The organism is Proteiniclasticum aestuarii, from assembly GCF_017368455.1.
Lineage (GTDB): Bacteria > Bacillota > Clostridia > Clostridiales > Clostridiaceae > Proteiniclasticum > Proteiniclasticum aestuarii.
Map to the genome: position 1 here is coordinate 99,825 of NZ_JAFNJU010000010.1, position 14,628 is coordinate 114,452.

Sequence of the window (14,628 nt, forward strand, 5' to 3'; positions counted from 1 at the left end):
TCTCATTATAGTCTATAACTGTGCATTTACCCAAAAAAAATGCACCCATTCACAGGGTGCTGAAGTTCTTGAATCAGTTGCCAATAATTCAATTTTTTACATGTATTACTATATCACTAGCTTCCGTTCTAAATGTAAATTTATTGAATCTAAATTGTAAACTTTTTATTAATTTTCGTCATCAATTTTTGTCATATCTTTTATTCCCGTTGAGCACCAATCATAATTCCATATATGTACAAAATGTTAATCTTAACTCATTCTGCAATTTCTGTTCAGAAAAGGAGCCTTCCGGCTCCTTTTACATCAGAATTTATGATTTTAAGACCGTACGTCCATTGATCACAAGACTTCTCTTGCCGTCGATGGTCACAAGGGTTCCTTCCGTCAGGACAGACATGGCATTGGGAGCCTCCGCAATGACAGGAATGTCATGCTTCATAGCCTCCACGGAAATGTCCGGAGTCACCTGATTGGTTTCCACAATGACGCCCGATACCTTGTGGATGATGTCCATATAGGTGTCATTGAGGGAGTTCACCACCAGAATATCTCCTGCCTGAATCTTCTCCTCAGCAGTCTGAACAGAGATGGCCTTCTTGATGACACCACTGACAATCTGCTTGGTTTCATGGGTTCTCTTTCCCTGAAGAAGCACTTCTCCGATGAGATGCACCTTGATCATGTTGGTGGAACCGACGAAGTTGATGGGCAGTCCTGCGGTGATGACCACAAGTTCTCCATCATGGACGAATCCGCGCTTCTTGGCGATTTCCGATGTGGTATCGATCATTTCATCGGTGGAGTTGTAAAGCTCTGCCACGATGGGATAGACACCCCAGTAGAGAAGAAGCTTTCTCGCTACGGACTTGCTTGGTGTGATGGCCAGCACCGGACACTCCGGTCTGAATCTGGACACATTCTTCGCGGTACTGCCGGATACCGTTGCGGAAATGATAGCCGATGCACCCAGCTCATAGGCTGTTGTAACACTGGCCAGGCTGATGGCGATGGGCACAGAGGACGCATGGGTCAGCATCATTTTCGTGATGAGCTTATCATGATTGATTCTGCTTTCCGCATCTTCCGCGATCTTCACCATGGTCTCCACAGATTCCACAGGATACTTTCCATTGGCAGTTTCTCCTGAAAGCATGATGCAGTCGGAACCGTCAAAGATGGCGTTGGCCACGTCTGATACCTCTGCTCTGGTAGGTCTTGGGAATCTCACCATGGATTCCAGCATCTGGGTCGCAGTGACCACAGGCTTTCCAGCCTGATTGCACATTTCGATGATTTTCTTCTGAATACCTGGTACCTGCTCCAGTGGGATTTCAACCCCCATGTCTCCTCTGGCTACCATGATACCGTCGGAATACTTGATGATCTCTTCTACATTGTCCACACCTTCCTGGTTCTCGATCTTGGACATGAGGAAAATATCTTCTCCGCCCAGGTTTCTTAAAACCTTACGAATGGCAAGGACGTCTTCCGCTTTACGGATGAAGGACGCAGCAACAATGTCCACACCCATTTCCACACCGAACTTCAGATCATCCAGATCCTTCTCCGTCAGTGCAGGCAGCTGGGTCTTCACGCCGGGCAGATTGATTCCCTTATGGTTGGAAATGGTGCCGGAGTTAAGGATTCTGCAGGTGATGACACCTGTCGCCTCATTCATGGCCGTGACTTCCAGTGCAACCAGTCCATCATCCACAAGGATTCTGGAACCGATATGGACATCCTCTGCCAGCTTTTCATAGGACAGGGAGAATTTCTTGTCGTCTCCCAGAACCTCTTCTTTGGTATGAATGTCTATGAAATTTCCTTCATGAAGCAGCACCGGTGCATCCTTGAAATCATGGGTTCTGATTTCAGGACCCTTGGTGTCAAGAAGAATCGCCACAAGCTTGTCCTGCTTTTCCGCTTCACTTCTTACCGTTTCCATCTTTTTCTTGTGATTCTCATGCACATCATGAGAGAAGTTGAATCGGGCAACATTCATTCCAGCACTGATTAGCTCACTCACCTTTTCCGGTGAATCAGATGTAGGTCCGATGGTACAGATAATTTTGGTTTTCCGCATACTCTTCCTCCTAAATCCTCTTAAACGAGGTCCATTGCAATCTGGTACAGTTTCTCATTGAAAGGTCTCTTCACACTTAACGCTTCATGGATGTCATAATCCACGATATCACCCTTGACCGTTCCGATGACACGTCCCGATTTTCCTTCCATCAGGAGTTCCACCGCACGATGCCCCATCTTGGATGCCAGCACTCTGTCAAAGGCAGTCGGCGCTCCACCTCTCTGGATATGTCCCAGAACCGTGGCTCTGGTTTCAATGCCTGAAACATCTTCGATCTTCTTGGCGATCTCATGGGAGTTTCCTACCCCTTCTGCGATGACCACCAGATTATGATGCTTCATCTGTCTTCTTCCATCCATGACGGTCTTGATGATTTCCTCATCCGTGTATTTTCTCTCCGGAACAAGAATGGTGGTTGCTCCACCGGCAAGTCCCGCATAAAGCGCAAGATCTCCACAGTCCCTTCCCATGACCTCCACCACGGAAACTCTCTGGTGGGAGGATGAGGTATCTCTGATCTTGTTGATGGCATCGATGACGGTGTTCTGTGCCGTATCGAATCCGATGGTACGATCCGTATAGGCCAGGTCATTGTCGATGGTGCCTGGGATCCCTATGGTCTGTATACCCAGCTCTGAAAGGCCCTTGGCCCCCATGAAGGATCCATCTCCACCGATGACCACAAGGCCTTCGATGCCATAGATCTTCAGTACCTGGGCTGCCTTTTCCCTCACTGCAAGATCCTTGAATTCCGGGAATCTGGCGGTCTTCAGGATCGTTCCACCTCTTTGTATGATGTCGGATACGGATCTTCTGTCCATGGGGAGAATCTCCCCCTCATGCAGTCCCATGTATCCTTTGTATATCCCCATAACTTCTATGTTGTTCACTAGCGCTGTTCTTGTCACGGCTCTGATGGCAGCATTCATTCCTGGCGCATCTCCACCGCTGGTTAATATCCCGATTTTCTTCATTTCTTATCCTCCTAAAAGAGAGGCAGAAGAGTTTATCTTCCGTCCACAAAAATTTTAGCCCATACTATTGTATATCTAAAATGAAATGATTTCAAGAAGATGATATCACTTCCGTCCAGTACGTAAAATTCTTAACTTTCAACAAGTTTCACGTTCTCTTCACCCAGTTTCTCCTTCAGCATCCGAACCACAGGGGAAGCACTGTCAATCCACAGTTCTCTGGCAAGTTGCATCACATCTCTCTTGTCCGTAGCCACCACAATGACAGGTGTGTCTCCTCCGAAGGTCTTCAGCACAGGCCTCAGGGCCTTCACCATGAGCTTGGCATCACCCATATTCTTAAACCTCAGGTAGAGTTTAGCGCTTTTCGCGGCAGTGAGATCCCCCACCGTTTCCACAATGAGCTTCGGGTTCTCCTCCTCCTTCAACGACAGTCTCCCCTTCACCAGCACAATGCTGTCTTCCTTGAGGTAGGAAACCACCTTATCGTAGGTTTTGGGAAACACGATGCACTCCAGAACCCCGGAGAGGTCCTCCAGATTCATGAAGGCCATCATGGCAGAATTTCTCGTGATCTTTCTTGTGATGTCCCGGATCATACCGCCGAGGATCACTCTTTCTCCGTCCTTGAATCCGCTCTTTTTCATCATGGCGTCGGCATAAAGGGCGGCATCGTCTCTCACATCATCCAGGATATCATCGCTTTCCGAGAGAATATCAGACACTTTGTGACTGACCGCCTTTCTCAGCGTCTCCTCATATTCATCCAGAGGATGACCCGTAAGATACATGCCCGTCATTTCCTTCTCCATGAAGAGCAGATCCCTGTGATCGAATTCTCTGAGATCCGGATACTCCACTTTCACCGTATCCTCGTCTTCCAGGATGTCCCCGAACAGTGAAACCTGCCCGTCGATGTTCTTTCTGCTTTTCTGCGCAAAGCTTTCAATGATCTTCTCGTGGACAGCCAGCATCTGGGCACGACTTCCGTCCAGACCATCGAAGGAACCCGCCTTGATGAGGGCTTCCACTGCTCTTTTATTCAGTCCCGTGGCCGTGTTTCGCTCAATGAAGTCCATGAGATTTTTGTAGTTACCGTTTCTGTTTCTCTCGGAAACCAGAGCATCCACGAAATTCTTTCCGACGCCTTTGATGGCACCAAGACCAAAGAGAATTTTCCCGTCTCTGACCTTGTATCGGAACTCCGAACTGTTGATTTCAGGAGAGACCACCTCAATGCCCAGACTTTTCGCAAACCTCAGGTAGGAGAAGCACTTGTCGGCATTGCCCAGGAAGCTGTTCAGCATGGCTGCTGTGAACTCCGCAGGATGATACCGCATGAGATAGGCCGTCTGATAGCCGATGACCGCATAGGCTGCCGCATGGGCCTTGTTGAAGGCATAGCTCGCAAAATCCATCATCTGATTGAAGATGGTGTTGGCCACCTTCTCACTGATGCCGTTGCGGACGCACCCAGGCACCACCACCTGTCCCTTTTCGTCCACCAGTCCATAGATGAAGCTCTTTCTTTCCTCTTCCATGACATCATGCTTCTTCTTGCTCATGGCTCTTCGGACCAGGTCTGATCGTCCCAGGGAATAGCCCGCCAGGTCTCTCACGATCTGCATGACCTGCTCCTGATAGATGATTACACCATAGGTCACGGACAGGATGGGCTCCAGCTCCTTGCACAGATAGGTGATCTTCTCGGGGTTGTTCTTGTTCTCGATGTATTTCGGAATCTCCGACATAGGTCCCGGCCTGTAGAGGGAGATCCCCGCGATGATGTCCTCTAGAGAATCCGGCTTCAGCTCCTTCATGAAGCTTGTCATTCCTGCGGATTCCAGCTGGAAGACCCCTACGGTCTTTCCTTCACCGATCATCTTGTAGACCTCGGGATCCGTCAGGGAGAGGGTATCCACATCAATCTCAATGCCGCTGGCTTCCTTCACCATATCCACCGTATCCCGCATCACCGTCAGCGTTCGAAGGCCCAGGAAGTCCATTTTGAGCAGTCCCAGCTCTTCCAGAGTGTTCATGGTGAACTGGGTCACGATGGATTCCTCGTTTCTCTGCAGAGGCACATAGTTCACCAGGGGCTTCTCGGAGATCACCACCCCCGCCGCATGGGTGGAGGAGTGTCTGCTGAGCCCTTCCAGTTTTCTGGAAATATCCAGCAGCTCCATGACGCGTCCATCGTCTTCATAGACTCTTCTAAGCTCTGGATTCATCTCGATGGCCTTATCCAGGGTGATGCCCAGAACACCGGGAATCATCTTGGCGATCTGGTCCACTTCCCCGTAGGGATAGTTCATGGCACGTCCCACATCCCGGATGCAGGCCCTGGCGGCCATGGTTCCGAAGGTGATGATCTGGGCCACGTTGTCCGCTCCGTATTTTCCCACCACATAGTCGATGACTTCTCCTCTTCGTTCATAGCAGAAGTCCGAGTCGATATCCGGCATGGAGATTCGTTCCGGGTTCAGGAACCGTTCAAACAGCAGATTGTACCGGATGGGGTCGATCTTGGTGATATTGAGGCAGTAGGACACGCAGGACCCTGCGGCGCTTCCTCTTCCCGCCCCCGTGGCAATGCCGTTGTCATTGGCGAATCTGATGAAGTCCCAGACGATGAGAAAATAATCCACATAGCCCATCTGGTTCATGATGCCCAGCTCATAGTCGATGCGGCGGATGATCTTCTGCTCCTCTTCTCCCTGAAGTGACCGGAGGGCTTCCACATCCACCGGTTTTCCTCTGTAGCCGCTGAAGACATCATATTTCTCCACCATGCCCTCATAGGTTCTCAAAGTGAGATACTGGTAGGGATCCGCACCTTCCGGCAGTGGAAACTTGGGCAGCTTCGATACATGGAACTCATAGTCGAAACGGCACTTCTTCGCGATCTTCACGGTATTCTCCAGTGCTTCGGGAATATACTGGAACAGCTCATGCATCTCCTCATAGGATTTCAGATAGAACTGATCCGATGGGTAGCGCATCCGGTTCTCCTCATCCACGGTCTTTCCCGTCTGGATGCAGAGGAGAATATCGTGGGCTCTGGAGTCTTCCTTCTTCAGATAATGCACATCATTGGTACAGACCAGTGGAATATCTAGTTCCCTGGCCAGAGTGATGTTAAGCTTATTGACCTTCTTCTGCTCTTCCAGACCATGGTCCTGCAGTTCCAGATAGTAATCCTCCTTGAAGACGCGCTTGTAGAACAACGCAGCTTCTCTGGCTCTCTCCGGCATATCCAGATTGAAGAACTCCTGCACCTCTCCACCTAAGCAGGCCGACAGGCAGATGAGTCCTTCCGCGTGCTTTTCGATGAAAGCGTGGTCCACTCTGGGTTTATAATAGAACCCCTCCAGAGATGCAGCCGACACGATCTTCATGAGGTTCTCATACCCGGTCTCGTTCTTCGCAAGAAGAACCAGATGATGGGTGGTGTTTTCCGGGTCCTGATGTTTGATGTGCATGTCTTTGGCCGCCACATAGATCTCGCATCCGATGATGGGCGTGATCCCGGCTTTCTTTGCCGCCTTGTAGAACTCTACGGCGCCATACATGCTTCCGTGGTCTGTAATGGCCACGTATTCCATGCCCAGCTCCTTGGCTCTTCCGATGATGCCGTCGATTTTCGCTGACCCATCCAGAAGACTGTATTCCGTATGCAGATGTAGATGGGCAAATGCTCTTTCCATAACTCGTTTCCTTTCTGTATGTTTGCGTGAAGCTGCCTCTTAGGCTGTGAAGTCGCAGGCTTTGGATGCTTCCAGCATGGGTCTTAGGTTCGCCAGCACTTCATTCACATGATACTCGTGCACCTGATAGGCATCCATATCCTCCTTGGAATCAAAGGTGGTGATGAGGCAGATGTCATAGCTTCTTTCGGTGAAAAGCTCATCTTTCCCAACAGTGAGTCCTTTCAGCTGGGGTATCTTTCCTTCCATGGATGTAAGGATGTTTCTGGCCTTGTCCATATTCTCCGGGCTGTTGTCCTTCAGTTTGAAAAGTACTACGTGATAAAACATATATTGTCCTCCTGATTTCTCTCATTATTCATTGTCTTAGAATCTGTTCTTTCATGGATCTCCGTTTTCTAAAATGAGGCACCTAATCATCCAGCGTATGCAGCACATTGAGCCTGGAGGCTGCTATGAGCTTGTCCCGGGAGCGCAGGGCCACATCCACTTTGGAATGAAGCTTTGACGTCTTGATGATGCTGATCTCCATGGTGAACCTGGCATCGATGCCCAGCACCTCATAGAAATCCGTGGAGCATTTATCGAGGCTGCAGCTGTAATACTGGTTCTGCAGATGGGAGATGGCGGTTTTGGACATGAGCATGGACAAAAGACCTCTGGACGCATTGCCCAGCGGGTCCAGAAATTCCGGCGATACGACGCCACTGTAGTAGAATTTTCCGTCTCTCTTCTCCACCACCAGGCTTCTTATGATCTTATCCTCGATGGTGTCCGTTTCCATGGGCTTCATATGTCTTTCCTGAAGGGCCTTCAGGATATCCGTTCTTGTGATGACCCCCACTAGAATGCCTTCCTCCGTCACAGGACAGATGGGCAGATTCTCCCAGTCCATGATATGGGCCACATAGGACACGGTGGTCTTGGGCGTCACGGAGATGTTCACCTTTCTCATGACGTCGCCCACCAGGTCCGTATCTTCTCGTCCCAGGGTTTCCTTAGGTGTTATGATGCCCTGGACCACCATCTTCCGGTCCACCACGGGAAACTTTTCGTGGCCGGATTTCTCTGAAATCTTCAGATAATCCCTTATGGTACTGTCCAGAAGCAGATGATGGGTCTCCTTCTGGATGATGTCCTTCACATAAGGAATGGTCTGCTTGATGAGATTTTCCGATATCCCTCTGTTGATCATGGATGCAGTAGTGAAGGTGTCGTAGGAACAGGAAATAATGGGCAGCTTCAGCCTGTCCGCCAGGGCCACATTCTTCTCGCTGGCCTTGAAACCACCAGTGATCAGTACGCCCACCCCCATGTTCAGTGCCAGAGTATGGACTTCATCCCGATTTCCCACGATGAGCAGTCCGCCCATGGTCAGATATTTCTTCATGGCCTCCATGGTCATGGCACCGATGTTGAAGCGGTAGATGGTCTTCTCCACCCCGTCACTTCCACCTAGAAGTTCTCCATCCACAATCCGAATGATTTCATTGTAGGTGATGGACTCGATCTTCTTTTCCTTCTCGCTTTCGATCCGGATGGTACCGGTCCTTGGCAGGGTCTCCAGATACCCCTCTTCCTCCATGATCTTGATGGCCTTGTATGCCGTGGCATCACTGACCCCTCGATCCTTTGCCAGGGTTCTTACAGAGAGCTTCGTACCCAGCTGCATTTCCTTGATGTGCTCCATGATTCGATCTATCTTCGCCACTACAGTCCCCCCTTCCTCAGTTCATCGGCTATTTTTTCGATCTTTCTCAATCTGTGGTTGACACCGGATTTCCCCACAGGAGGATTCAGCATCTCGCCCAGTTCCTTCAGCGATTCATCCGGATAATCCAGCCTCATCTCCGCCACTTCTCTAAGCGGTTTCGAAAGCCTTGAGAGTCCGATTTCCTTCTCTATGAGTCGGATCGACTCCACCTGCCGCACGGCTGCATTCACTGTCTTGGACAGATTGGCCGTCTCGCAGTTCACCAGTCTGTTCACGTTGTTTCTCATATCCTTCACGATTCTGACGTTCTCGAACTCGAAAAGGCTGTTGTAAGCGCCGATGATGGATAGAATGTCCACAATCTGCTCCCCTTCCTTCAGGTATACGATATGGGCATTCTTCCTGGCGATGACCTTGGAGGTGAGTCCATAGGAATTTATGAGTTCCTTGAGATCCTCCGCCAGCTCCAGAGCGTTCACCACAAATTCCAGATGATAGGCCTTTTCCGGATTGGATACGCTGCCTGACCCCAGAAAAGCCCCTTTTATGAATGCCTTCTTCAGCGCATCCGTATGGACCAGTTCTTCCCCGATGCTGTAATCCAGGCTGAACACATCCTCCTCGCTTCTGAGAATACCTGTCTCCATGAGCAGATCCTTCAGTCCCATGTCTTCGCTGATGACGATGACATAGACATTGTTCTTCTTGAGGGAACCCGACTTCTTCACCAGAAGTCTTCCATGGATCTCCAGATGATCCTTCAGAAGCTTGAAGATGAACCTTGCTGTGGAAGGATTCTCCGTGGTGATCTTGAAGGCCAGCTTCGAGGAGCCGAAGGACAGTGTCCCCGACAGCCTCATGATGGCGGAAAGAATCGAGATGATTTCTTCCCTTGATATATCTGTATTTCTTGTTATTTCACTTTTCACTGTCGATGAAAATGACATAGTATCACCCGAACCTGTTCTATTTTTATTGTAAATTCTGCAGTTTTCTCCATCTTTAACAGACAGTTTTAGTACAGTTTACCTTTCTAATTATACCATAACACCAGAAATCATAGAACGGATAAGCACCCATTCACCACAATTAAAATAGAGGTGTTCCGACACCGGCAGATCGCCTTGGTCAGAACACCTTCTTTACTTCAGAATCCAGGATTTTCTTCTCACTTTTTTCTGTGTTTCAGCTTGCCCGATAAAGCCACATACTCCAGGATTCTCTTCTTGTCATTGACCAGAGCCTCACTCAGGATGATTTCCATGAGCTTCTGGGAAAGCTTTTCCGCATCATGCCTGACGGAAGTTTCCCGGGGCTTGATGAAATCTCCTGTGATGAGCTTGAAATCATACTCCTTGAGATTCTCCTCATCCACCGGAACCTCAAACTGATTCATATGGTGGTAAGCACTTCGAAGCTTCGGATTTCTGATTTTCGTCGTGTTGGCGAAGACATAATCCAGCGGACCGATGTCACCGTGCCTATAGATGGCCCGGATGTGATCCGACACCTTGAACTCATCCGTTTCGCCCGGCTGCGTCATGACATTGCAGACATAGATCTTTCGCGCCCTGCTTTCCTTGATGGCTTCCGGAACACCTTTCACCAGAATGTTCGGAATGATGGAGGTGTAGAGGGAACCCGGTCCGAGGATGATGGCATCGGCTCTCAGGATTTCTTCCCGCACATCGGAAAGGCACTCCGCATTTTCCGGTGTGATGTAGAGCCTGGCGATCTTGGCCCCTTCGGAGATGCTCACATCGGGAATATGGGATTCCCCCACCACCACCTGATCGTTCTCCAGAACCGCATTGATCCGGATATTATCCAAGGTCACTGGCAGCACTTTTCCCGTGATGGCCAGAACACTGGCCATTTTCTGCACCGCATCTTCGAAATTGTCCGAGACGCCGTCCATGGCGGCAAGAAAAAGATTCCCGAAGCTCTGCCCTTTCAGGCTTCCATCCTTGAAACGGTACTGCATGAGCTCCTCCATGAGGGGCTCGGTGTTGGCCAGCGCCACCAGGCAGTTTCTGATGTCTCCAGGCGGAAGAATGCCCAGGTCTTCCCGAAGGACCCCGGAGCCTCCCCCGTCATCAGCCACCGTGACCACCGCGGTGATGTTGTTGGTGTAGCTCTTGATGCCTTTCAGGATGGTGGAAAGCCCCGTGCCCCCACCGATGATCACGACTCTTGGCCCCTGAACCAGAAGCTTCTTGTCATGGATGAGGCTTCCGATTTCTCTGGAGTCCATGTTGAAGTCGATGAGTCCGTCCTTGGCCAGAGACATGAAATTCTTCAGAAGCTCCGCTGTGGATACATAGAGTGTGGACGCACCTAAAATAAGAAGATAGATATAATACAGATTATATACATCTTCTCCAAATCTTCTGAATATCAGTTCTATGATGGCGAACACCAGCAGGCTGATGCCCACTATAGCCAGCCCGAACCATCTCTTGATTCCGAATCCCGTATTCATCCAGTCTTTTATCTTCATCTATACACACCACTAATTCCTCTTGTTCTTACCTTTGATTATACCACAGCTTATTCGATGAAGAACATGCCTCTTCTTTATCGCATTTTCTAAATAAAGGAGCGAATGTGCAGCATAGTAAAGGGAACCGGCTTTTAGAGCCGATTCCCCGTGTACTGCCGATCAGGAAAGTGAAAATGGGAGTAACGAATCCTTTACGCCTTCTTCCGCGTTTTCTTCCTGTTGATCTGCACAATGATCTTGTCAAATTTTCCATCCCGTCTGAAGATACTGCCTGAAATCTCCCTGTTAAGCTTCAGAGTGTTCTCGAAGGTATACCTGTCCCCATTTTCATAGAAGACCGATACCGCATCGTGGTCACTGAGCTCATAAATCACCGGAACAGAACAGATGGTGAAGCCCAGCTGATTTTCCCGGATGTCCAGCGTTCTTTCCGGAAGCACCCAGTCCACCTGTTTCTTCAGGAACTCCTCTTCCGACAGCATGCTTGGATCGAATCGGATTTCTCCATCTGACACTAAGACACCCAGCTCGCTGAATCTGGTGATGAAATCCTCTTTGACCTGCCCGGTCATGCCAGGCTGCTGAACCCCAGCAAAACTGGGGGTATGGGAATAGGCGTCACTTGGGAATGCGCCATAGTCCAGAGGCGATTTATCCACACCGATGCCCGCCTTCAGGTCACGGAAGTGCTCCGCCAGCTGGTCCGCAACCTCCAGTTCACCATCTCTCAGGGCAAGCTCATGATTTTCCTTAGCCGCCAGCACAAGTTTCGATACCATATGCCAGTAGATGCTTCCAAGCCCCTCATATTTGTAGAAGGTTCCCGAGCGACCTGTAAAGGCATGATGTTCGAACATCTCATGGAAGATCGCGCCGACTTTCTCAATCTCTGCCGGTTCATAGTCCGTCCCGGAAGCCAGAGCATTCACGATTTCCTTGGCATTTCTGAACTGTCCGTTGAAACGGTACTGCCCCTTCACATCCTGTTCAATGAATCTTCCGGATCCTTTCTCAAGTTCCTTCTGAAGAAGCGAAGAGGATTTCACCGCTTCCTCAGGAATGATGTTCTTCTGAAGGAACAGTGGCAGTTCTCGCACCGGATAGAGCATATAGCTGTTCTGATCCTCTCGATAGATCCGGCTTCTCTTCAGCGCCTCAAGGACCCTGATCGCTTCTCTGCTGCTTAAAGCGCCGGAGCTTAAGACCGCCACCTGACCTTCCAGCATCTCATAGAGATGACTCAGGCTGCAGGTGTTCTCATCGAATCGGAGCAGATTGTAGGAATGATAGAGTCCATCCGCTCTTCTGTTTGCGGCGATGGTGGCATCCAGATGCCCCTTCGCGGCATTCAGCAGTCTTCGGATGTCACCATAGGCAAGCTTCGCCTTTTCACCCGTAAAACCATGGGCATAGATCTTCTGGCGGTAATCCGTCCCGATGCGCCCGAGATTCATGACGATTTCATATCGTGCTTCATCACTTATGCCCTGATCCAGCATTTCTGTGCTTTCTTCAAGAACCTTCAGCGTGTCCATAAGCATCCTTTTCATTTCTCCGGAAACGGCCACGGAGCCTTCTTCAGCTTCCAGCAGCGTATCCATGAAGCCCAGATAACGGTATAGATAGTAAAGCGTGACCATGGAAACCCCGTTACCCACCAGAGCGTTGTTGGCATCGTTCCATTCCGGACGCTGGGTGTTCATCCAGATGCCGCCATCAGGGATATAGTTTGATAATTTGGAGAGCAGCACCGCAAGGAGTTTTTCCGTCAGATTCACATGATAGATCTCTTCTCCGATGAAGTGCAGCTTACCATCAGCGCCATACCGGTCCACTCTTCTTCTGATGGCTTCCGCCGAAGCTTCATCATAGTCGATGGAATTCTTGGGGTCTCTCACGAGATCCTCGATGCCCTTGATTCTGTATGGCACATCGGCATAGACAAAGATCTCCTTGTCCAGCATTTCACTGAGCTTGTGCGGATGGTACTTCTTCGACAGCTCCATGAGCTTCAGAAGATAGATGACCTGATGGTCTCCCCAGTATCCGATGTTTGACCAGGGGTCCGTGGGATCCGGTTCTTCCCAGTCCACACCGTCCTTGGTAATGCGATAGGCATTGTATCCGTCCGGTGTGGAAGCGTTGACGAACTTCGCGATGATGCTTTCGATGTAGCCAGGGAACGACAGGGAAAGCGCTTCCCAGTTCTGGAAAATATCTCTCCAGTTCCCTTCAAAGTTCAGATTCCTCTTTCCATCTTCCCCGCTGATCTTGATGTTGAATTTATTCCATGGACGGCTGGGATCCCCATGTCGTCTGGAATAGGTCAATGGGAGATACTCCAGAAGGATTCTCATGAGATCTTTATCCCCGGTTTTTTCCACCAGAGCTATAAGCTCCGCATAATTCTTCTCTTCAGACAGAGCATCCAGCATGTTTCTGTGCCTTGCGAGGAGATCCTTATTCCATTTTCCGATGAACGCCTTCAGGTCCTCTGTAAAGACATTGTAGCCGTCCGCATAGATTCCACCACGCATGATATTGTACAGGGTGTTGGAAAAGTGTCTGTAGCTATCCATTTTCTTTTCCGTCATCTGGCATCCGTCGGCGTCAAACACAAGCTTCTTGAGATTCTCATCGCCTCTATTAAGATCCGCTTCCAGACTGCGGAGGATGCTGTCCCCTTCACGGATTTCACTGATCAGCGCTTCGATATCCGCCGCGCTCTGCTGGAGCTCCGAAACCATAATCCATTTTCTTGTCTCGGAAGCAGCCAGCTTCAGCGCTGAAGACACATAGAACGCGCCTCTCTGACCCTTGATGTCATATTCCGTCGTGATGTCAGCCCCTCTTCTGAAGCTTCTGACCTGATGCTCCGAGAGAAGAAGTGTCGGCTGTTCCAGCCCCTTGGCCCAAACCGTCGTCGCTTTGAGCGATTCACTGGGTTCGGGCTGATCCGATATGATGGAACTGAGGGTGAAGATGCCCAGGGCTGATTCCTCCACCAGCTCACTGCGCTTATATCCGTCAATGAGGGTGCTGCGGCTCGCCTGAGCCAGTGCATCCACGCCGTAGGGCAGGATGTTTCTGATGCCGTCCAGCACACGTACGGTAAGCGCTTCACTGGAATGGCTCAGGAGTTCAGACTCTTTGACCAGACCGTACCGGCTGCTCATCTTCCAGGTGTATCGGTAGGTCAGCTTCAGATCCAGGTTCTCTTCCTCGAACATGATCTTGTTGCCCATGGTGTTCTTATAGAGATTTCTCTTGATTCTGTATAGATCCGCATTGTGACTGGTGAAAGGCTGCCAGAGGCTGCGTTTTCCCCCATCAGACACGATCAAAGCCGTATCGGGACCTGTGGTCTCAATGCTGTCATGAACCTTATCGTCCGTCACATAGGGAAACAGTGCGTTGTCGGGATTCCCCCGACCCGCGGTGAGTCCGCCGGTACTGGAAACAAAAAGCCAGAAATCTCCGTCGTTGACGATGGTCATGAAAAAAGGAGGCATTTCATGAAAATCGCTGATCCGGAAGTATGTTTCCCCCTTCATTTCCACTGTGGTTAATGAAATCTCCGGCGAGTCCGCATGGAGCACACAGTCGCCGATATATAAATTCTTATCTTTCATCGTTAATTC

General features: G+C 49.9%; 8 protein-coding genes. All 8 read right to left on the minus strand.

The genetic code is table 11. From position 1 onward, the window contains the following. Nucleotides 1-313 precede the first annotated feature (313 nt). The 8 genes from pyk to J3A84_RS12860 all read right to left on the minus strand — a co-directional run bounded on the left by pyk (nucleotide 314) and on the right by J3A84_RS12860 (nucleotide 14,619). The gene (gene pyk, locus J3A84_RS12825) at nucleotides 314-2,086 is read right to left on the minus strand and encodes a pyruvate kinase (RefSeq protein WP_207600434.1); all 1,773 of its coding nucleotides are present in this window, start codon (nucleotides 2,084-2,086) and stop codon (nucleotides 314-316) included. A gap of 20 nt (nucleotides 2,087-2,106) precedes the next feature. Further along, nucleotides 2,107-3,063 (minus strand): 6-phosphofructokinase, encoded by a 957-nt coding sequence (gene pfkA, locus J3A84_RS12830; protein WP_207600435.1) that lies wholly within the window; start codon nucleotides 3,061-3,063, stop codon nucleotides 2,107-2,109. Between the two features lie 131 nt (nucleotides 3,064-3,194). Next, nucleotides 3,195-6,770, minus strand: a complete 3,576-nt coding sequence (locus J3A84_RS12835) for a DNA polymerase III subunit alpha (RefSeq protein ID WP_207600436.1) — start codon at nucleotides 6,768-6,770, stop codon at nucleotides 3,195-3,197. Nucleotides 6,771-6,809: 39 nt separating this feature from the next. Further along, a complete protein-coding gene (locus tag J3A84_RS12840) occupies nucleotides 6,810-7,100 on the minus strand; it encodes a Dabb family protein (protein WP_207600437.1) in 291 nt (96 codons plus the stop codon). Nucleotides 7,101-7,182: 82 nt separating this feature from the next. Continuing rightward, the gene (locus J3A84_RS12845) at nucleotides 7,183-8,481 is read right to left on the minus strand and encodes a DRTGG domain-containing protein (protein ID WP_207600438.1); all 1,299 of its coding nucleotides are present in this window, start codon (nucleotides 8,479-8,481) and stop codon (nucleotides 7,183-7,185) included. After that, complete coding sequence (gene whiA / locus J3A84_RS12850) at nucleotides 8,481-9,431, minus strand: DNA-binding protein WhiA (protein ID WP_207600439.1); 951 nt, start codon at nucleotides 9,429-9,431, stop codon at nucleotides 8,481-8,483. Before whiA ends, J3A84_RS12845 begins: the two co-directional genes overlap by 1 nt. A 221-nt stretch (nucleotides 9,432-9,652) precedes the next feature. Continuing rightward, nucleotides 9,653-10,984: a gluconeogenesis factor YvcK family protein gene (locus J3A84_RS12855; RefSeq protein WP_207600440.1), complete on the minus strand. Its 1,332-nt coding sequence runs from the start codon at nucleotides 10,982-10,984 to the stop codon at nucleotides 9,653-9,655. A 194-nt stretch (nucleotides 10,985-11,178) separates the two neighbouring features. After that, nucleotides 11,179-14,619, minus strand: a complete 3,441-nt coding sequence (locus J3A84_RS12860; RefSeq protein ID WP_207600441.1) for a hypothetical protein — start codon at nucleotides 14,617-14,619, stop codon at nucleotides 11,179-11,181. Nucleotides 14,620-14,628 lie beyond the last annotated feature (9 nt).

Coding starts and splice junctions, on each gene's coding strand:
- pyk (WP_207600434.1), bottom strand. CDS start 2,086: ATGCGGAAAACCAAAATTATCTGTACCATCGGACCTACATCTGATTCA.
- pfkA (WP_207600435.1), bottom strand. CDS start 3,063: ATGAAGAAAATCGGGATATTAACCAGCGGTGGAGATGCGCCAGGAATG.
- J3A84_RS12835 (WP_207600436.1), bottom strand. CDS start 6,770: ATGGAAAGAGCATTTGCCCATCTACATCTGCATACGGAATACAGTCTT.
- J3A84_RS12840 (WP_207600437.1), bottom strand. CDS start 7,100: ATGTTTTATCACGTAGTACTTTTCAAACTGAAGGACAACAGCCCGGAG.
- whiA (WP_207600439.1), bottom strand. CDS start 9,431: ATGTCATTTTCATCGACAGTGAAAAGTGAAATAACAAGAAATACAGAT.
- J3A84_RS12855 (WP_207600440.1), bottom strand. CDS start 10,984: ATGAAGATAAAAGACTGGATGAATACGGGATTCGGAATCAAGAGATGG.
- J3A84_RS12860 (WP_207600441.1), bottom strand. CDS start 14,619: ATGAAAGATAAGAATTTATATATCGGCGACTGTGTGCTCCATGCGGAC.